This is a genomic window from Pilimelia columellifera subsp. columellifera, assembly GCF_039532605.1.
GTDB lineage: Bacteria > Actinomycetota > Actinomycetes > Mycobacteriales > Micromonosporaceae > Pilimelia > Pilimelia columellifera.
Genome location: NZ_BAAARY010000005.1, coordinates 96,619 through 114,982, shown reverse-complemented (window position 1 = coordinate 114,982; position 18,364 = coordinate 96,619). Strand labels below are relative to the sequence as shown.

General features: G+C 70.2%; 17 protein-coding genes. 7 read left to right on the top strand and 10 right to left on the bottom strand.

What is annotated here, in order from left to right:
- The first annotated feature begins 23 nt into the window (after positions 1 to 23).
- Both ABD287_RS07285 and ABD287_RS07280 read left to right on the top strand, forming a co-directional pair.
- Entirely contained in the window at positions 24 to 1,439 is a 1,416-nt protein-coding gene (locus tag ABD287_RS07285; protein ID WP_344170204.1) for a hypothetical protein, read from the top strand.
- A 224-nt stretch (positions 1,440 to 1,663) separates the two neighbouring features.
- A complete protein-coding gene (locus ABD287_RS07280; RefSeq protein WP_344170202.1) occupies positions 1,664 to 2,821 on the top strand; it encodes a SigB/SigF/SigG family RNA polymerase sigma factor in 1,158 nt (385 codons plus the stop codon).
- A gap of 19 nt (positions 2,822 to 2,840) precedes the next feature.
- Here ABD287_RS07280 and ABD287_RS07275 read toward each other — a convergent pair whose 3' ends face one another.
- Both ABD287_RS07275 and ABD287_RS07270 read right to left on the bottom strand, forming a co-directional pair.
- Positions 2,841 to 3,974, bottom strand: coding sequence for an aspartate-semialdehyde dehydrogenase (locus ABD287_RS07275; protein WP_344170200.1), 1,134 nt, complete (start codon positions 3,972 to 3,974; stop codon positions 2,841 to 2,843).
- Positions 3,971 to 5,236 carry an aspartate kinase gene (locus tag ABD287_RS07270; RefSeq protein ID WP_344170198.1) on the bottom strand — a complete coding sequence of 422 codons (1,266 nt, stop codon included), beginning with the start codon at positions 5,234 to 5,236 and terminating at the stop codon, positions 3,971 to 3,973. Before ABD287_RS07270 ends, ABD287_RS07275 begins: the two co-directional genes overlap by 4 nt.
- Before the next feature lie 257 nt (positions 5,237 to 5,493).
- Between ABD287_RS07270 and ABD287_RS07265 the strand changes: the two genes are divergently transcribed.
- From ABD287_RS07265 to ABD287_RS07245, 5 genes are all read left to right on the top strand, one after another.
- Positions 5,494 to 6,258 (top strand): hypothetical protein, encoded by a 765-nt coding sequence (locus tag ABD287_RS07265; protein ID WP_344170196.1) that lies wholly within the window; start codon positions 5,494 to 5,496, stop codon positions 6,256 to 6,258.
- A 120-nt stretch (positions 6,259 to 6,378) separates the two neighbouring features.
- Positions 6,379 to 7,014, top strand: coding sequence for an HNH endonuclease family protein (locus tag ABD287_RS07260; RefSeq protein ID WP_425565539.1), 636 nt, complete (start codon positions 6,379 to 6,381; stop codon positions 7,012 to 7,014).
- Positions 7,011 to 7,286, top strand: coding sequence for a hypothetical protein (locus ABD287_RS07255; protein ID WP_425565519.1), 276 nt, complete (start codon positions 7,011 to 7,013; stop codon positions 7,284 to 7,286). Before ABD287_RS07260 ends, ABD287_RS07255 begins: the two co-directional genes overlap by 4 nt.
- A 67-nt stretch (positions 7,287 to 7,353) precedes the next feature.
- On the top strand, positions 7,354 to 7,908 hold the full coding sequence (locus ABD287_RS07250) for a hypothetical protein (RefSeq protein ID WP_344170193.1): 555 nt from the start codon (positions 7,354 to 7,356) through the stop codon (positions 7,906 to 7,908).
- A complete protein-coding gene (locus tag ABD287_RS07245; protein ID WP_344170192.1) occupies positions 7,905 to 9,341 on the top strand; it encodes a PrsW family intramembrane metalloprotease in 1,437 nt (478 codons plus the stop codon). The genes ABD287_RS07250 and ABD287_RS07245 overlap by 4 nt, the downstream gene beginning before the upstream one ends.
- 198 nt (positions 9,342 to 9,539) lie before the next feature.
- On the opposite strand, the gene ABD287_RS07240 is transcribed toward ABD287_RS07245, so the two are convergent.
- The 8 genes from ABD287_RS07240 to ABD287_RS07205 all read right to left on the bottom strand — a co-directional run bounded on the left by ABD287_RS07240 (position 9,540) and on the right by ABD287_RS07205 (position 18,332).
- Positions 9,540 to 10,646 (bottom strand): ABC transporter ATP-binding protein, encoded by a 1,107-nt coding sequence (locus ABD287_RS07240; RefSeq protein WP_344170965.1) that lies wholly within the window; start codon positions 10,644 to 10,646, stop codon positions 9,540 to 9,542.
- Between the two features lie 14 nt (positions 10,647 to 10,660).
- The gene (locus ABD287_RS07235) at positions 10,661 to 11,713 is read right to left on the bottom strand and encodes an ABC transporter ATP-binding protein (protein WP_344170191.1); all 1,053 of its coding nucleotides are present in this window, start codon (positions 11,711 to 11,713) and stop codon (positions 10,661 to 10,663) included.
- Entirely contained in the window at positions 11,713 to 12,723 is a 1,011-nt protein-coding gene (locus ABD287_RS07230) for an ABC transporter permease (protein ID WP_344170189.1), read from the bottom strand. The genes ABD287_RS07235 and ABD287_RS07230 overlap by 1 nt, the downstream gene beginning before the upstream one ends.
- 132 nt (positions 12,724 to 12,855) lie before the next feature.
- Positions 12,856 to 14,604, bottom strand: coding sequence for an ABC transporter substrate-binding protein (locus ABD287_RS07225; RefSeq protein ID WP_344170187.1), 1,749 nt, complete (start codon positions 14,602 to 14,604; stop codon positions 12,856 to 12,858).
- A gap of 74 nt (positions 14,605 to 14,678) precedes the next feature.
- Positions 14,679 to 15,674 carry an ABC transporter permease gene (locus ABD287_RS07220; RefSeq protein WP_344170185.1) on the bottom strand — a complete coding sequence of 332 codons (996 nt, stop codon included), beginning with the start codon at positions 15,672 to 15,674 and terminating at the stop codon, positions 14,679 to 14,681.
- A gap of 352 nt (positions 15,675 to 16,026) precedes the next feature.
- Complete coding sequence (locus ABD287_RS07215; RefSeq protein WP_344170182.1) at positions 16,027 to 17,247, bottom strand: EAL domain-containing protein; 1,221 nt, start codon at positions 17,245 to 17,247, stop codon at positions 16,027 to 16,029.
- A 152-nt stretch (positions 17,248 to 17,399) separates the two neighbouring features.
- On the bottom strand, positions 17,400 to 17,993 hold the full coding sequence (recR, locus tag ABD287_RS07210) for a recombination mediator RecR (RefSeq protein ID WP_344170179.1): 594 nt from the start codon (positions 17,991 to 17,993) through the stop codon (positions 17,400 to 17,402).
- Between the two features lie 6 nt (positions 17,994 to 17,999).
- Positions 18,000 to 18,332, bottom strand: coding sequence for a YbaB/EbfC family nucleoid-associated protein (locus ABD287_RS07205; RefSeq protein WP_344170176.1), 333 nt, complete (start codon positions 18,330 to 18,332; stop codon positions 18,000 to 18,002).
- Positions 18,333 to 18,364 lie beyond the last annotated feature (32 nt).

The window sequence follows — 18,364 nt, the reverse complement described above, 5'->3', positions numbered from 1 at the left end:
CCTCTGGCGGGAAGCACGGCCGGATGGCGTACCAGGAGATCGACGCCCCGTTCAGCGGGAGCCCCCAGCCGGAACGGGTGGTGACGGCCGACAGTCTCGGCCGGGTCCTGCTCACCGTAACGGCGCGGGCGCTCGCCGGGCGGGCCGGCGACGAACTCGACGAGCCGACGGCTGCGTCCCGGGCCCGCGGCTTCGCGGCCACCTCAGATGACGAGGCGCTCGCCGCCGGGGCAGCCCGGGTGGCGCTGGCGCCGGAGGACCTCAAGCTGGTGGACGCCGACGCGGTGGCGGCCTGGGTCACCGCGCAGTATCCGGTCGTCGACCCGGGGTTCCCGGCGGTGGTGATCGGCTCGCCGCACGGCTCAGCCGCCCACCTCGCCGCGACGATGGGGGCGCCCTGGCTGCCAGCGAGCTTTGAGGTGACGGTGCGCTGGCCCGACGGCGCGGTCGATGACCCGGAGGCCGCGCAGCGGCAGGGCGCGGCGAGCGCCAGCGACCTGCTGGCGGCGAATCCGTCGGTGGCCATCCGCCAGGTACACGACCCGGTGTTGCGCGGGCCGGCGGCCGGAACGACATTGTCACTGTTCACGCGCTGGCGCCGGCTGCCCCCGGCGTACCGGGTTTTCCTGCTGCGACAGCTGCGTCCGGGCGCGACGGTGCTGCTGGTCGGCGACGGCCGGACCTGGCCGGTGTTCGACCTCGGCGCGGCGCACAGCTTTCAGCTCGGCGCTCCGTCGTCGGGCCTACAGCCGGACGATTTCGTGCGCCCGGGCCCGGACCTCGTGCAGGCGTTGCGTCGTGCCGACGGCGAGCCGCGGGCGTGGCTGCCACCGGCGACGCCGCCCACGATGGGTTTGGCCGAGTCGGGCCTTGAGGTCGAGTTCGAGGACGATCTGCGGGAGACCGTCGGCGATGTGGCCGGCAGGCCGCTGAGCGTGCGGTACGGGCGTCCGGCGGCCCTGTCGGCGGCGGTCGCCGGGTCGGTGCGGGGCTGGTTGGTGGGGGCGGGCAAGAGCGCCGACCGGTTGGCGGTGGGTTGCGGGCGGCTGCTGGACCCTGGTCAGGCGCTGCGCAGCGCGCTGGTGCCGTACTGGTGCGAGGCGCCGCTGCGGGACGAGGTGGCCGAGGCGGAGTGCTGGGTGGCGGGATCGCCGGCGTTCCGCAGCATCGATGTGCTCATCGAACCCCCGGGACGGCCGTCGGCTGTGGTGGCGCCGCTGCGCCAGTGGGACGCCGTGGCCTGGTTCAGCCAGCAGCGGGCGGCGGTGGACAGGCTCGGCACCCGTAGTTACCCGTACGGGACGCTGCCGACCCGGCATGCGAGCCTGGTGCTGTCGGCGCTGCGCGAGGATCTGCCGGTTCCGCCGCCGATGACGCCGGAGGCGGCAACCCGGGATCTGCGGGCCTACGGCACGCCTCTGGGCCTCAGCGTCTGTTAGACCGCGGGCCTCCCAACTGCCGGAGCAGCCCGTCCTTCGTCTGTTGTTTGAGGGTGTGACGCGCGCTGCTGGGCTCGCCCGGGCCGGTGGTGGACTGAGGGTACGCAGGGCGCGCGGAAGCGTTCGGGGAATTCGCAATCACAGTACTTACCCCGAAATTTCGTGTTAAACCATTCTCACGTTGGCCAGTATCAGAAACACCCGCCGCGGAGAGGGGAGCCGCCATGCGTACCGCGCTGGGCCCAGGCTGCCGCACCGATCAGGGTGACCTCGTCGACCTTGACGCCGCCGCCGAGACGTACGCCGGGCTCGTCGCGGACCTGCCACCGGGCAGCGCCCGTAGCGGCGCCCGCGATGCCATGGTGTCCGCCGCTCTGCCGTTCGCCGGCCGGCTTGCCCGCCGGTACCGCAACCGCGGCGAGCCGCTGGAGGACCTCGAACAGGTGGCCCGGCTCGGGCTGGTCAAGGCCGTCGACCGGTACGACCCCGAGCGCGGCTCGTTCACGGCGTTCGCCGTCATCACCATCACGGGCGAGCTGCGCCGCCACTTCCGTGACCACTCGTGGGGGGTGCATGTGCCGCGCCGGCTCCAGGAGCTGAGCCTCGACGTCACCCAGGCCACCACGATCCTCACCAACCAGCTGTCCCGGTCTCCGACCACCGGCGAGCTGGCCGAGTATCTCGGCGTTGACGAGAGCGAGGTCCGCACCGGACAGGAGCTGGCCGTCGCCTACACCGCGACCTCGCTCAACCGCCCTGTCTCCGAGGACGGGCGGGCGGAGCTGGGCGAGATGCTCGGCGGTCCCGACGGCGAGTTGGCCCTGGTCGAGGACCGACTCACCGTTGCCAAGCTCATCGCCCGGATGCCCGCCCGGGAGCAGCGGATCCTGGCGATGCGCTTCTACGGGAACCACACCCAGGACGAGATCGCCGCCCAGTTCGGCATCTCCCAGATGCACGTCTCCCGGCTGCTGTCCAAGGCGCTGACCTGGCTGCGGCACGCCATGCTCACCGACGGCCCCGCGATCTGGCCGGATTCCTCCCCTGGCGCCACGCCGTCGGCCCGGGTCACCCACGAACGGCAGCGGGTCACCGTGGCCGTGCGTGGGGAGATCGACCGCGACTCGGCGTCGACGTTGCGCACCGGGCTCGCCTCGGCGATCCGCACCGCCGACGGCGCGCGCTTTGTGCTGGTCGACTTCGACGAGGTTCCGTTCATCGACGCGGCCGGTCTGGCCGCGCTCGTCGACGCCGAAGCCGACGCCCGGTTGGCGGGGCTGCGGGTGGTGATCCGCCAGGCCCCGGTGCATGTCCGACGGGTGATCACCGCCGCGGGCCTGCACCGGCTGCTGGAGCCGGTCCGGGCGCCACAGCCGGTCTGACCGGGCGCCGGTCTCCTGATCAGCGGGCCGCCAGCTCGGTGGCGAGCAGCTCGCCGATCTGGGCGGTGTTGAGCGCCGCGCCCTTGCGCAGGTTGTCGCCGGTGACGAAGAAGGCCAACGCCCGCGGGTCGTCGACCGCGCGCCTGATCCGACCCACCCAGGTCGGGTCGGTGCCGACGGCGTCGATGGGCATCGGGAACTCGCCAGCCGCCGGATCGTCCACCAGGACCACTCCAGGCGCCTGCCGCAGGATGTCCTGCGCCTCGGCGGCGTCCACCTCGCTGGCGAAGACCGCGTGGACGGCCACCGAGTGACCGGTCACCACCGGAACCCGCACACATGTCGCCGACACCTTGAGGTCCGGCAGCCCGAGGATCTTTCGGGTCTCGTCGCGCAGGCGCAGCTCGTCGGAGGACCAGCCGCCGTCGGCTACCGTTCCGCTCCACGGGACGACGTTGAGGGCCACCGGCGCCGGGAACGGGCCGAGGTCGTCGCCGACTGCCCGGCGGACGTTGCCCGTACGCGAGCCGAGCGCCGCGTCGTCGCCTACCTTGTCGAGCTGGCGGCGGAGCGTGTCGACACCGCCCTGGCCAGCGCCCGAGACCGCCTGGTACGACGCCACGACCAGCTCCCGGAGCCCGTACTCGCGGTGCAACGGCGCCACCGCCATGATCATCGCCATGGTGGTGCAGTCCGCGTTGGCCACGATCCCCTTCGGCCGGTTCCGCGCCGCCTCCGGATTGATCTCCGGGACCACCATCGGCACGTCATGGTCCATCCGGAAGGCGCCGGAGTTGTCGATGACGATCGCGCCGCGCCCGACCGCGACCGGCGCCCAGTGCTCCGACACCTCGTCCGGCACGTCGAACATCGCCACATCGACGCCGTCGAAGACCTCGGGCGTCAGCGACACAACGACGGTCGGCTCGCCACGGCAGACCACCGTTCGGCCGACCGACCGCGACGAGGCGATCAGCCGGATCTGACCCCACACGTTCATGCGCGCCGACAGCAGCTCACACATGACTGAGCCGACGGCCCCGGTCGCGCCCACCAACGCCAACGTCGGCTGATTACGCGGATCACGCGGCCGGACCCGGGCGACGCCCCCCGATTGCTGGCTCGGCGCAGCGGACGGGAGCGTCATGGTCATCGCCCAGTACCCGCGTACACGACCGCTTCCTCGTCGCCGCCGAGTTCGAACGCGTCGTGCAGGGCCCGGACGGCGACATCCAGGTCGTTGTCGCGGCACACCACCGAGATCCGGATCTCCGAAGTGGAGATCATCTCAATGTTGACGCCGGCGGCGCCGATCGCGGCGAAGAACTTCGCCGCGACCCCGGGGTGCGAGCGCATCCCGGCCCCGATCAGCGACGCCTTCCCGACGTGGTCGTCGAAGAGGACGTCCTTGAAGCCCGCCTTGGCCTTGACCCGGTTGAGCGCGGCCATCGCCGTCGGGCCGTCTCCCTTCGGGAGGGTGAACGAGATGTCGGTGTGCCCGGTGCCCTCGGTCGACACGTTCTGCACGATCATGTCGATGTTGATCTCGGCGGCGGCGACCGCGTCGAAGATCTGACCGGCCGCGCCTGGCTCATCCGGGACCGCCACGATCGTGATCTTCGCTTCGCTCCGGTCGTGCGCCACGCCGGTGATCAACGCCTGCTCCATCGAAAGACCCTCCATCGAACCGGTGACCAACGTGCCCGCCTTCTGCGAGTACGACGAGCGCACCCGCAGCGGCAGATTCGACCGGCGCGCGTACTCCACGCTGCGCAGGTGCAGAATCTTGGCGCCGCTGGCCGCCAACTCCAGCATCTCCTCGTACGTGATCTGCTCCACCGGCCGGGCGTTCGGAACGATCCGCGGATCGGCGGTGTAGATGCCGTCCACGTCGGTGTAGATCTCGCACACGTCGGCGTGCAGCGCCGCGGCCAGCGCCACCGCCGTGGTGTCCGACCCACCCCGGCCCAGCGTCGTGATGTCCTTGGTGTCCTGCGCGACGCCCTGGAACCCGGCGACGATCGCGATCGCGCCCTCGTCCAGCGCCGACCGCAGCCGACCCGGCGTCACGTCGATGATCTTCGCCCTGCCGTGCGACGAGGTCGTGATCACGCCCGCCTGCGAGCCGGTGTACGAACGCGCCTCGTACCCGAGGTTGTGGATCGCCATCGCCAGCAGCGCCATCGAGATCCGCTCACCGGCCGTCAACAACATGTCCAGCTCACGGCCCGGCGGCACCGGCGTCACCTGGGATGCCAGGTCCGTCAACTCGTCCGTCGTGTCGCCCATCGCGGACACGACCACGACCACGTCGTCACCCGACTTGCGGGCGGTGACGATCCGCTCGGCCACCCGCTTGATCCGCTCGGCGTCGGCGACCGAGGAACCGCCGTACTTCTGCACCACCAGGGCCACGACAGCCGGCTCCTTCCGCAGGGACCATCATCCGACGGCTGACGCCGCCACGCGACCAGCCGAGCGCACCCGAGGCGCCCCACCGATTCGTCCTGCGCCGGTGTTCGGCCGCCAGGACCACACCAGGGTACCGGCGGGCGACGACACCCGCCGGTCGCCGCCCCTGGGCCACCGTCGACCCTGGTAGTTCACGCCTCGTCCGGCGTGTCGCGGTCGACGACCGCGCCCGTTCCAGACCAGACAGGTGGAATGAGTCGATGTCCGTCCGAGTCGCCCGTCGCGGCGCCGCCGCAATGTTGTGCGTGTTCGCCACGAGCGCCTGCGAACACCCCGCCGCCGCCCCCGCCCCCACCCCGTCGTCAGTGCGCACCGGCAGCCCGCTGCCCGACCCCCGCGGCGACCTCGCCGCCCGCGCCGCCGCCGCCCTCGACCGCCGGGAGGTCGCCGTCTACCAGTGGACCCCGCCGGGCGGCGCCACCCGCAGCGTCGTCCTCACCCGGGCCGTTGACGGCGGTTGGCGCGCCGACATCGCCAAGGCCGCTCTCGGCGGCAGCGCCGACATCGCCATCGCCCGCACCAAGGAGGGCGCCTACCACTGCGCGCTGGCCTCCGCCGACCGTCTGATCACCCCGCGATGCGCCCGGGTCGGCGGGACGCAGGCAGGCATCAACTCCGACATCGACCCACGGGTGCAGCATGTCTTCGTTGACTGGCTGGAGATCTTCACCGACCGCGACACCGCCATCGCGGTCAGCGCGGTCCCGCCGCCGCGCGGGCTCAGGGGCGACTGCTTCGCGGCCCAGGCGAACGCGGCGTCGCTGCCGGCCCCGATCGAGGCCGGGACGTACTGCTATGACGACGGCGGGCTCCTCGTCGGCGCCCGGCTCGGCCTCGGCGCCCTGACGCTGGTCGGATCGCCGAGCGAGGCGCCGCCCACGATCAGCCTGCCCGGACCGGTCACCGACGATCGGCCGCTGCCGCTGCGTCGCCCGCCCACCCCGTCACCGTCTGACGACAGCTGACCGTGCGCGGCTGACGCGACGCCGGGCGGCTGGGCGGCGTGCGCGTCCAACGTCCGGAATCGCCGCAAACCGGAGATGCGCTGGATTCGCCGGCCAGCCGGCGACGCTGTCAGCGTGCGCATCCGGGTCAGCAGCCTCGTCCTCGTCCTCGCCCTCGGCGGCAGCGCCGGCTGCGTCCGGCTCACCGAGGCACGGCCCAGCGACTCCGCCGACGCCAACGGCGTGCCCTCCGGCGCCGCCGGACAGCTCCTCGACCAGCTCAACGTCCGACCAGATGGATCGATGGCCGGGTACAGCCGGGATCGGTTCGCGCACTGGCGCCGGGTCGGCCGGGGCTGCGACATCCGCGACTCGGTGCTCCGCCGCGACGCGGCCAGCGTCCGGTCCGACGGCTGCAACGTCATCGGGGGACGCTGGCTCAGCAGCTACGACAGGGTGACCGTCACCAAGGTCGAAGAGGTCGATATCGACCACATGGTGCCGTTGGCCAACGCCTGGCGCACCGGCGCCGCACAGTGGAACGACGGCCGACGCTCCGACTTCGCCAACGACCTCACCAGACCGCAGCTCATCGCCGTGACCCGGTCCTCCAACCGGGCCAAGGGCGACCAGAACCCCGCCCAGTGGAAGCCACCGAACAAGGAGCTGTGGTGCGAGTACGCCCAGGACTGGATAACCGTGAAGCGGCACTGGCGGCTGAGCGTGACGGCGGCCGAGAAACGGGCCCTGGGCGCGATGCTGGAAACCTGCCGGTGACAGACCCGACAACGCGCGCCGGCGGTACGCGCGAGAGCCGCATCGTCGCCCCGCCGGGCGGGGTGATGACCGACGAGGTCGGCGTCATCACCGGCGACCTCGTCCTGCGCACCGCCATCGACGCCGCCGGCGCCGTCACGCTGACCGTGGCCTACGACGGCGGCGACGAGTGGCACCGGGTGACCGGGGTCGCTGCCACCCTCCGCGACCCGAATGACCTGGACGCCGTGCACGCCGTCGCTGTCGGGCTGCTGCACCGCCCGCAGGGCTGAGCGCCCGGACGCGGGCAGCGCCTGACTCCCTTTGCCGATAAGTTAACGGCGATCTGGGGAGGAATCGATGAGCTGGCGCAATGCCAAGGCCGTCCTGGCCGTCCTAGTCGGGACAGGCGCTGTGATCGCCGTTCCGGCCACGGTCAACGCCCTCATCAGCGACGACGTCACACTCATGGACGGACGTCCGGTCGATGTCGGCGTCGGTGTCGGTGTCACCCTGTCGCCGCCCGCGGGCAGCCGGCTAAGTCTCTCGGACTCGGTGCCCGCGATAAGCACGGTTCTGCTCCGCCACGAGGGCGCGACGCTGGAGGTCACCGCCGTCAGCGGTGTTGACCGTCCGGCGGACTTCCTCGCGCACGCCAGGCGCAAGCTGCGGCGTGAGGGCATGTTCACGGTGCGGCTGCGCCCGGTGGTGACCCGCGCCGGGGTCCTCGGCGAGCGAGGCGACCTCGTCCCGGTCCCGGGCGGTGTGGGGGTGTCGGGCTGCTACGCGGGCTTTGTCGCCGACGAACGGGGCATCGTCGTCAAGATCAGTAATGTGTCGGAGTGCCGCGCGGTTCCTCCCCTGGTCTGGGTCGCGGTGGAAAGCATCACGGTTGCGCCCGAGGAGGAGTGGTGACAGTGCGCCCCTGGTCCGGGCCAGGCACCCCGGCATGGTGGACGCTGCTGCTGCTCAACGTCGTCGGCGGGGGCGCCAGCCTGCTGCTGATGACGCTCTTGGGCTGGCCCGTGCCGCGTTCGACGGCGATGGCGGTCGGCGCGCTGCTCGTCGCAGCCACGCTGTTCCTAGTCGTGCTCGGCCGTTGGGTGGACCCGGTGGAACGGCGGCCGAGCTGGCTGGTGGCAGCAGCGGTCGTCTACGGCGGCAGCGGGGCGATCGCGGTCGGCCTCGGATCCGGACCGATCGCCGCATTGATGGCGAAAACGGTGTCGCTCGAATTCGCCAACGCCTGGGGCGTCGCGGTGATGGCGCCGGTTGCCGAGGAGGCAGGCAAGCTCGGCGGGGTCGCCCTGCTGATGTTGGCCGCACGCCCATACCTGGCCACCGTCTGGTCCGGCGCCGTCTACGGCGCCCTGGTCGGTCTCGGCTTCACCCTGGTCGAGGACTTCGGGTACGCGGCCAGCGCCGCCGATGAGGTCTACCAGGACGACGTTCGGGCGGCCGCTGAACTCCTCCTCATGCGGGTGCTGACTGGATTCGCCTTGGGGCACCCGCTCTACACCGCGCTGGCCGGCGCCGGTCTGGCGTACGCCGTGCTGCGGGTCGAACGGTCCATCGGTAGCCGGGCACTGGCGCTCATCGCCGGCATCGGCGCAGCGGTGCTGCTGCACGCTTTGAACAACTCGCCGATCGTGGGGTGGGCGGCCAAGACAGTCGACCCGCTGCCGGGGGTCTCGGGGTGGACGGGCTACCTGGCGCTGATCTACCTCGCCGCGCTTCCCGGCCTGATCGTGTTGTGGATGCTCCGTCGGCAGGCCGTGCTCCACGGGCTGCGGCGTCCGGCGACGCTCGGACTGCCCGGGATCACCGACGGCGATGTGACGGTGCTGAGCCGGTGGGCGTCGTGTCGACGGGAATCGAGCGCGCTCCGCCGCTCCCACGGCAAGCAGGCCACGGCGGCGTTTCGGCTACTGCGCCGGGCCCGGCTACGGCTATGCGGCGAGGTGGCCCAGCCCTATCGCGGCTGGCCGGCGGTGTTGTCGCCGGCACAGTATGCGCCAACCGTCCACAAGGCGCTGGAGGAGGTACGCCAGGCGCGGGCGGCGTTGGAACAGGCTTGCCAGCCGCAGCACGCGGAGCCCGCGAACGCGGCGGTGGCGTCGTCGCGCCTGACCAGCAAAGCCGTCGCCGTACCCCGCCACCCTGAACACGACGAATCGCCTCATCCTGATCGGGGCGGGTCGTCTCACCCTGAGCGCAGCGACACCCACGAACCACGAGCCGCGCCAGTCGGGCGCCCGACGGCGTCACGCCTGGTCGCTCTTGTCGCTGCGACGGTGGGGTACAGCTGGCTGCTCGGCGGTCTCCTCAGCCTGACCGAGGGCTCCTGACACGCGCCCTGTTGTCGCCGCGGCACCACCCCGACCACGCGGCCACAGGTGCATCGCCCGGAAACGCTTCGTGATGGCGCAGTCACGAGTGGGTTGACCCCAGTCAACACGGCGGGGTCGGACAGACGCACAGCCGGTCCGGACCGCGCCCACCGAGCCAGGCAGGCGTCCGCAGGCCCGGCGGGGCGGGTGGTCCGACTACCCCGGGGAGTGGGCCGGAGGGGTGGTGGCCCCCCGGGACGGGCCGCCACGGGAAGCGTGCAGCTCGTCGTCGGTGACCGGGAAGTGGCAGGCGATGAGGTGGCCTGGGTTCGTGCCGAGGCTCGGCACCGGCGTCAGCGGCGGTGGGGTGGTCGCGCAGACGTCCTGGGCCTTCCAACACCGGGTCCGGAAGCGGCACCCCGACGGCGGGTTGATCGGGCTCGGCACGTCGCCGGTGAGCAGGACCCGCTCCCGCTGGGCCTTGTCCCGCCGGTTCGGGTCGGGCACCGGGACAGCCGACATCAACGCGACCGTGTACGGGTGCCGCGGGTGGGCGTACAGGTCGTCCCGGTCGGCGATCTCCATGATCTTGCCGAGGTACATGACGGCGACCCGGTCGGAGATGTGCCGCACCACGGACAGGTCGTGCGCGATGGCCACGTAGGTGAGCCCGAACTCTGACTGGAGGTCGTCGAGGAGGTTGACGACCTGTGCCTGGATCGAGACGTCCAGGGCCGATACCGGCTCGTCCGCGATGATGACCTTTGGGCGCAGGGCGAGCGTGCGGGCGATACCGATGCGCTGCCGCTGCCCGCCGGAGAACTCGTGCGGGTACCGGTTGTAGTGCTCCGGGCTGAGGCCGACCAGCTCCAGCAGCTTCTGGACCTCGCGCTTGACGCCGTGTTCGGTCTTCACCCGCTGGATCTTCAGCGGGGCGCCGACGATGGCGCCGACGGTGTGCCGCGGATTCAACGACGAGTACGGGTCCTGGAAGATCATCTGAAGGTCGCGACGGAGCGGCCGGAGCTTGCCCTGCCGCATGTGCGTGATGTCGCGACCCTCGAAGATGATCTGGCCGCCGGTGGGTTCCAGCAACCGGGTCAACAGCCGCCCAGTGGTGCTCTTGCCGCAGCCGGACTCGCCGACCAGGCCGAGAGTCTCGCCCTGGAACACGTCGAAGTCCAGACCATCGACGGCTTGGACCGCGCCGACCTTACGCCGGAACAGGCCCTTGGTGATCGGGAAGTGCTTCTCCAGGCCGCGAACCGACAACAGCGGCGCCCGCCTGCCGTTCGCCCCTCGACCCGAACCGGCGTCACTCATGGTGCGCTCGCCGCTCATGCGCCAGCCTCCAGTTTCGGCTTCACGTCGGTCGTCCAGATGCGACGCCGCTCCTCGACCGTCAGATGGCAACGGACCAGATGCCCGCCGCCGGCGTCGAGCAACTCCGGACGCACGGACCGGCCGAGCCCGCCGGTGGCCTCCTCGAAGGCGCAGCGCGGATGGAACGCGCAACCCGACGGCAGGTTGATGAGCGACGGCGGGGTGCCCTTGATCGGCAGCAGGCGTTCGGCCACCGGCCGGTCCATCCGGGGCATCGAGCCGAGCAGACCCCAGGTGTACGGGTGCTGCGGCTCCTCGAAGATCTGCTTCGCGGTGGCGTACTCGATGCACTTGCCGCCGTACATGACCAGCACGTCATCCGACAGCTCTGCGGTGACGCCCAGGTCATGCGTGATGATGATGAGAGCGGAGTTGAACTCCTCCTGGAGCTTGTGCATGAGGTCCAGGATCTGGGCCTGCACGGTCACGTCGAGCGCCGTGGTCGGCTCGTCGGCGATGAGCAGCTCGGGGTTGCAGGAGAGCGCCATCGCGATCATCGCGCGTTGCCGCATGCCGCCGGAGAACTGGTGCGGGTAGTCGTCCACCCGACGGTTCGGCTGCGGAATGCCCACCTTGCCGAGCATGTCGATGGCGTGCTGGCGGGCCGCCTTCTTGGAGACCTTGTTGTGGACCCGGTACGCCTCGACGATCTGGGCGCCGACCGTGTAGTACGGGTGCATCGCCGACAGCGGGTCCTGGAAGATCATGGCCATCTTCTGGCCACGCAGCTTCCGGACCTCCTCGGGCACCGCGTTCACCAGCTCCTTGCCGTCCAGCCAGATCTCGCCGGAAACGCGGGCGTTCCGTCGGTTGTGCAGGCCGAGGATGCCCAGGCTCGTCACCGACTTGCCGGAGCCGGACTCACCCACGATGCCCAGAGTCCTGCCGCGCTCCAGCCCGAACGACAGGCCGTCCACCGAGCGGACCAGACCGTCGTCGGTGGGGAAGTGGATGCGCAGGTCCCGCACCTGGAGGAACGACGAGGGCGCGGCGGTTGTCGTCGCCATCAGTTGAGCCTCACTCTCGGGTCGACGACGGCGTAGAGCAGGTCGACGATCAGGCTGGCAATGACCACGAAGAAGGCCGCCATGATCGTCACACCCATGACCTTCGGCAGGTCATTGGAGTAGATGCCCTCCAGGGCGTACTTGCCCAGGCCCGGCAGCGAGAAGGTTTTCTCGGTCAGGACGGCGCCACCGATGAGCAGGCCGAAGTCGAGTCCGAAGATTGTCAGGATCGGGGTGAGCGCGCCGCGCAGGCCATGCCGCACGGTGACGTTGCGTTCCCGCAGGCCCTTGGCCCGGGCGGTGCGGATGTAGTCCTCGCCCATGGTCTCCAGCATTCCGGCGCGGGTGAGCCGGGCGTACTGGGCGGAGAACAGGAACGCCAGCGTCACCCACGGCAGCAGGAGCACGTTCGCCCAGCCGATCGGGTCGTCGGTGAAGTTGACGTAACCGTAGTCCGACGGTCCCAGACCGAGGTTCTGGGTGATCACCAGCGAGATCATTCCGGTGAAGAAGATGGGCAGCGACACACCGGCCAGCGAGATGGACATGGCGGTCCGATCCATCAGCGAGCCGCGCTTGAGCGCGGAGATGACGCCGGTGGCGATGCCGAAGAAGAGCCAGATGACCGCGGCGCCCAGAGCCAGCGAGAGGGTCACCGGGAGGCGGTCGAGCAGGTCCGGCCAGATCGGACGCTGGGTGATGAAGGAGTAGCCGAAGCAGGGGGCCGGGCAGTGGTCGATGCCGGTGCCGTAGTTGTAGTCGGCGCCGAGGAAGATGCCCTTCATCCAGTTCCAGTACTGCAGGTAGACCGGATCGTAGAAGCCGAGCCCCTCCGCGATGACCTTCGTCGTCTCCGGCGTCGCCGACTTGCCGGCGTACCGGGCGGCCAACGTCTCGGGCGTGCTGCCCAGCAGGCGCGGCGCGACGAAGAAGATGGCGAAGGTCGCCATGCTGACAGCGACGAGCAACAGCACCGCGGCCATCAGCCGTCTGATGATGTAAGTGATCACGGTTCCCCTCGATCTTCGGCCCGGTGACCGCCGGCACGGCCGTCGGCGGCTGCCGGTGGGTGGTCGGGGATCGACCGGCCCGGGTCCTCCTCGGACCCGGGCCGGTCGACCCGACCGCCGTCAGCTACCTGGTCAGGACGCGACGCCGGGCGCCAGGTAGTCGTACATGCCGAACGCCTCGGAAACGAAGACGTTGGTCAGGCCCTTCGGGCGCAGCAGCAGGCTCTTGGCGTAGACGCCCGGCAGGATGACCGCCTGCTCCATGACCTTCTTGTCGATCTCGGCCCAGAGCTTGTTGCGCGCGGCCTCGTCCTGCTCGACCAGCGCCTCGTCGATCATCTTGTCGATCTCGGGGAACCGGACGCTCAGGTTCGACGAGCCGCCGGCGGGCAGGATCACCCGGCTGTCGACGATCTGCGACAGGAAGCCGTAGCCGGTGTTCCAGTCGGCGGCCCAACCATTGGTGGCCATGCCGATGCCGGTGCGCTTGACGAAGCCCGGGTTCCCGGCGTACTGGGTGAAGTAGTCACCGCTGGGGTACGGGGTCAGCGTCAGCTTGATTCCGGCGCGCTTGAGGGACTGCTGCAACGCCTCGGCGGTGTCCTTCTCCTTCTTGCGGTCACCGCGGTAGGCCATCTTGGTTTCGAAACCGTCCGGCTTGCCGCACTTGGTCAGGGCTTCCTTGGCCTTGGCCAGGTCTCCCTTGTTGTCGGGACCGGCCGGGTACAGGTCGAATTTCTCGTAGCCCGGAATGACCGGCGGCATCAGCGTCGTGGCGATCTCGCCACCGGCCAACTCGCCGCCGTACGCGCCCTGGTAGGCGGTGCGGTCCGCGGCGTACATGATCGCCTTACGGCATTCGACGTTGTCCAGCGGCGGAACAGTGCTGATGATCGACGTGTACCAGAGCCGGCCCAGCGTCGGGTTGTCGGTGCGGTCCTTAAGCCTCGGGTCACCGACGACTCGGCTCAGCATCGCTGTCTGCACGCCGGTGCCCTGGACGTCGGCGTGGATGTCGCCGCTCTGGATGCGGTTGTCCAGGTCGTCCGGGTTGACCTTCAGCGCCACCTCGTACCGGTCCGGCAGCGCCAACCGGTTCGGGTCCGTGGCCTTCTCCCAGTTCGGGTTCCGCTTGAGCGAGAACGACTTGCCCGGCTCGACGGTGTCGAACATGTACGGGCCCGTCGCGGCGACCTTGTCCTTGTACTTGGTGCCGGTGTCCTTGGCCTCCGGGACCGGAACGGTCTGCGGCAGCATCGCCAGGTAGTCGAAGTCGCCAGAGGGCTTCTTCAGGTGGAAGACGACGGTGTGGTCGTCGGGGGTCTCGATCGCCTGATCGGTGTTGACGCCCTTGGACTTGTACGGGCCCTTGTAGTCCTTCGGCAGGTCCAGGAAGGACTCGAAGTACTGCGGGCCACGCGGCAGGACCTGCTTGTCGATGGACCGCAACACGGCGTGCTTGACGTCCTGAGCCTTGACTTCAGTGCCGTCGTCGTACTTGACACCCTTACGGATCTTGTATGTCCAGGTCTTGCCGCCGTCGGAGGACTTGCCGAGATCCTCGGCCAGGTCCGGGACGAGCTTGTTGGACTCGTCGCCCGGCGCCGGCTTGAACATCAGCAGGCTACGGCCGTACAGCCGCAGGAAGTTCCAGGAGTAGGCGTAGTAGGTGTCGCCCGGGTCGAGCGAGTCCCAGTCGTCGGCGTTGGCCAGCTTGACCGTGCCGCCTGTCTTGTCGGACGGGTTGAAGGCACTTTCGAGGGCGGCGTTGAACTTGCCCTCCACGCCGCCCTCGGTCTTCTTGTCACCGCAGGCCGCCAGGCCCATCGTGAGCGCGATCGCGGCCGAGCCGGCCAGGACCGCTCTGGTCTTCTGGTTCACGTGCAACCTCCCTGATGGAGCCGGCCCGTCCCCCGGACCGCGCAGTTGGGTGGAGCTGATTCGCTGACGTCGGGTCAGCGGGCCTTCGGGTCGAGCGCGTCCCGGAGTCCGTCGCCAAACAAGTTGAAAGCGAGCACCGTCACGAAGATGGCCAGACCCGGCCAGAGGACGAAGTGCGGCAGGTTGTAGTAGGTCACCGCGTCCGAGAGCATGCCGCCCCAGCTCGGCGTGGGAGCGGGGACGCCCACACCGAGGAACGACAGCGCCGCCTCGAACAGGATGTTGGTCGGGATGAGCAGCGTCGCATAGATCAAGATCGGCGCCATCAGGTTCGGGAGCAACTCCCGGAACAGGATGTACGGGCTGCGGGCGCCCAGGCTGCGGGCCGCGTCGACGAACTCCCGCTCCCGCAGCGACAGCGTCTGACCGCGCACGATGCGGCCGATGTACGGCCAGCTGAAGAAGCCGATCACGAAGATGAGCATGCAGACCCGGAGGCTGAGGCCGCTGAGCCCGAACGCCTGGTCCGGCACGACGCCGACCAGCGCCATCGCGAAGACCAGCAGCGGGAACGCCAGGAAGGCGTCCATCGTCCGGCTGACCACCGCGTCGACCCAGCCGCCGAAGAAACCGGCGATGACGCCGAGGGTGGCGCCGATGCTCACTGAGAGCAGCGTCGCGGCGAACGCCACCAGCAACGAGATCCGCGCGCCCCACACGATGCGGCTGAAGATGTCCCGGCCGTTGACCGGCTCCAGGCCCATCGGGTGTTCGGCGCTCATACCGCCCATCGGACCGGCCGGGAGCTGCGAGGCCGGGTCGAGCAGGTCACGGTTGAACTGGTCCGGCGGGCCGCCGACGACGCTGGTGATCAGCGGGGCGAACACCGCCACCAGGACCAGCAGCACGATGACGATGCCACCACCCAGCGCCACCTTGTCCCGCTTGAGGCGAGTCCAGGCGATCTGACCGAGCGACCGGCCTTCGATCTTGGGCGCGGACGCGGAATCGGTCACTGCCTCGGCGAGCGCGACATCGCCGCCGCTCGACGGCTCGGGTCCGATGACCATGGGCGCCCCGGTCCTCCTCTGGTCCCCGAGCCGGCGCCACCACCGGCCGTCAGAACGTGTCACCGTCGGCTGTGGCCCCGCTTCGCTCGGCAACCTGTCAGTTGTCGCGTGCGTGGACTGCCCGCGCGGTTGGCGACGGCTCATGCCGGCGGGCCGTTCGGGCGTAGCAGCGCCGAGGCGCCACCGTGAGAACAGTTCACCGGCTCACCCGTCCGGGTCAAGGGGAGTTCGGGCTCGTAACCGAACTCAGGCCCGCCTGTGATCAGACCGTGATCCAGGGCGCGAGCACGCTACGATGCCCACAAATCGGCTTATGTCGGTGACATACGTCAGTCAGGCGGCAGTCCCTGGGTCAGGCGGCGGAACGGCGGGCCACCGCGAGTCCGCCCACCCGGCGGTCGGCCCCCGGTCCCAACGCTCTCAGCTCGCCGGGCCGGCCGAAGTGCCAGCCCTGGCCGTAGTCAACGCCGAGCCTGCCCAGCATCACCGCGTCCCGCTCCTGCTCGACGCCCTCGGCCACCAGCTCGGTGCGGCATCCGCGCCCGAACTCGACCAACGACCCCACCAACGTCGCCAACACCGGGTCATCGGCGACGCCGGCCACGATGCTGCGATCCAGCTTGATCACATCCGGCGCCGTCACAACGATGTGCCGCAACGACGAGAACCCCGCCCCGACGTCGTCGATAGCCAAGCGCATCCCGCGCGCCCGCAACGGCGCCAACGCCGCGGTGAGCGCGTCGTAGTCGGCCACCTGGTCGTGCTCGGACAGCTCCAGCACCACCCGGTCCAGCGGCAGCCCCAACAGCAACTCCTGGCAGGCCGGCGCCAGCAGCGTTCCCGGAGAGACGTTCATCGCCACGTAACCGTCGACTGTCGCCAGCGCCTGCGCCGCCCGCCCCAGCGCGAGCATCTCCAGCTGGTCACCCAACCCGACCGTGTGCGCCTCCCCGAAGCACACATCTGGCGTTCTGCCCCAGTCGACCGGGAACCGGCTCAACGCCTCCGCCCCCACCCGGACGCCGTCCGCCAGCGCCACGACCGGTTGGAACACCACCGACGGGCCGCCAGCGTCCACCACCGGGCCCAGCCGGCCGGTGACCTCCGCACGGCGCCTCAGCTCCGCCACCTCCGGCTCCAGGACCACCGAGGCCGCCTGGGCCAGCACCTCCATCAACGAGCGGTCCCGTAGCGACAGGTCCCGATCGGCGGTGAAGCCCGCCGCGCAGAAGGTGCCGTACAGGCTGCCGTCGCTGAGCGTCACCGGTACCGAGACGAAGCTGCGCAGACGCGGCAGCCGGGCCGCCGGCAGCTCCATCGCCCGCGGGAACCGCGTCACGTCCGGGATCACCGACGGCAGCTCTCCGTCCAGGATCGCCTGGCAGAAGGTGTCCTGACGCTGCTGGGTGTAGCCCTCGCGGAAAACGAACGGGACCGACGAGTCGACCACGTCGAGGCGCTGCTCCTCGCCGTCGAACCGGCTCAAGAATGCCACGCTGAGCCCTAACGAACGCCTAGCGGTAGCCAACAGGTCGGCGACCTGCTGGTCGGCAACCGACCGACCTCTGACCATCTGCCCCCCAGGCCCGTGGCGCCGCAACGACGCGTGGGTAGACGCGGCCGGAGCGCCGCGCACAGAGCTGATCGACCGGGCTCGGCCCGGAATGAGGATTCACCGGCCCGCCTCACAGCGCGGGGCCGTCTGCCCGACGAGTGGTCCCGGCCTCAGACCGCGCGCCGGCCCTCGAAGGCCCGACCCAGGGTGATCTCGTCCGCGTACTCCAGATCGCCACCGACCGGCAGGCCAGACGCCAGCCTGGTCACCGTGATGCCCATCGGCTTCACCAACAACGCCAGATAGGTGGCCGTCGCCTCGCCCTCGGTGTTCGGGTCGGTGGCCAGGATCAGCTCTCGGACGTCGCCGCTGCCCAACCGGGACAGCAGCTCACGCACCCTGATCTGGTCCGGGCCGATGCCCTCCAGCGGGTTGATCGCCCCGCCGAGGACGTGGTACCGGCCCCGGAACTCCCCGGTGCGTTCGACAGCCACGACGTCCTTGGGCTCCTCCACCACGCACAACACCTCGTCAGTACGACGCGGATCACGGCAGACGCGGCAACGGTCCGACTCGGCGACGTTGAAGCAGACGGCGCAGAACCGCACCGCCTCCTTGACCCGCTGCAACGTCGTGGCCAACCGGTTCACGTCGGCCGGGTCAGCGGACAGCACATGGAACGCGATCCGCTGCGCGCTCTTGGGGCCGACCCCGGGGAGTCGACCCAACTCGTCGATCAGATCCTGGATGGCGCCCTCATACATGCGATATCACATGCCGGGCAGGCCGAGGCCGCCCATGCCGCCCGCGGCCGGGCCCATCCGGCTCTCGGTCAGCGCCCGCGCCTGGTCAGCGGCGTGATGCAGCGCGGCAAGAACCAGATCCTCCAGCGTCTCCACGTCGTCCGGGTCGACCGCCTTCGGGTCGATCCGCACTGATTTCACCTCGCCGGTGCCCGACGCGGTGACCGAGACCAGGCCGCCCCCGGCCGTCCCGACCAGCTCCGCCTCGGCCAACTCCGCCTGCGCCTGCACCATCTGCTGCTGCATCTTCTGCGCCTGCTTCATCAACTGCTGAAGGTTGGGCTGTCCACCAGGCCGCACCGCGCGCTCCTCACCGTGGGAAATATCCCAGC

Coding starts and splice junctions, on each gene's coding strand:
- ABD287_RS07280 (WP_344170202.1), top strand. CDS start 1,664: ATGCGTACCGCGCTGGGCCCAGGCTGCCGCACCGATCAGGGTGACCTC.
- ABD287_RS07275 (WP_344170200.1), bottom strand. CDS start 3,974: ATGACCATGACGCTCCCGTCCGCTGCGCCGAGCCAGCAATCGGGGGGC.
- ABD287_RS07235 (WP_344170191.1), bottom strand. CDS start 11,713: ATGGCGACGACAACCGCCGCGCCCTCGTCGTTCCTCCAGGTGCGGGAC.
- ABD287_RS07215 (WP_344170182.1), bottom strand. CDS start 17,247: ATGGTCAGAGGTCGGTCGGTTGCCGACCAGCAGGTCGCCGACCTGTTG.
- recR (WP_344170179.1), bottom strand. CDS start 17,993: ATGTATGAGGGCGCCATCCAGGATCTGATCGACGAGTTGGGTCGACTC.
- ABD287_RS07250 (WP_344170193.1), top strand. CDS start 7,354: ATGAGCTGGCGCAATGCCAAGGCCGTCCTGGCCGTCCTAGTCGGGACA.
- ABD287_RS07220 (WP_344170185.1), bottom strand. CDS start 15,674: ATGGTCATCGGACCCGAGCCGTCGAGCGGCGGCGATGTCGCGCTCGCC.
- ABD287_RS07265 (WP_344170196.1), top strand. CDS start 5,494: ATGTCCGTCCGAGTCGCCCGTCGCGGCGCCGCCGCAATGTTGTGCGTG.
- ABD287_RS07240 (WP_344170965.1), bottom strand. CDS start 10,646: ATGAGTGACGCCGGTTCGGGTCGAGGGGCGAACGGCAGGCGGGCGCCG.
- ABD287_RS07285 (WP_344170204.1), top strand. CDS start 24: ATGGCGTACCAGGAGATCGACGCCCCGTTCAGCGGGAGCCCCCAGCCG.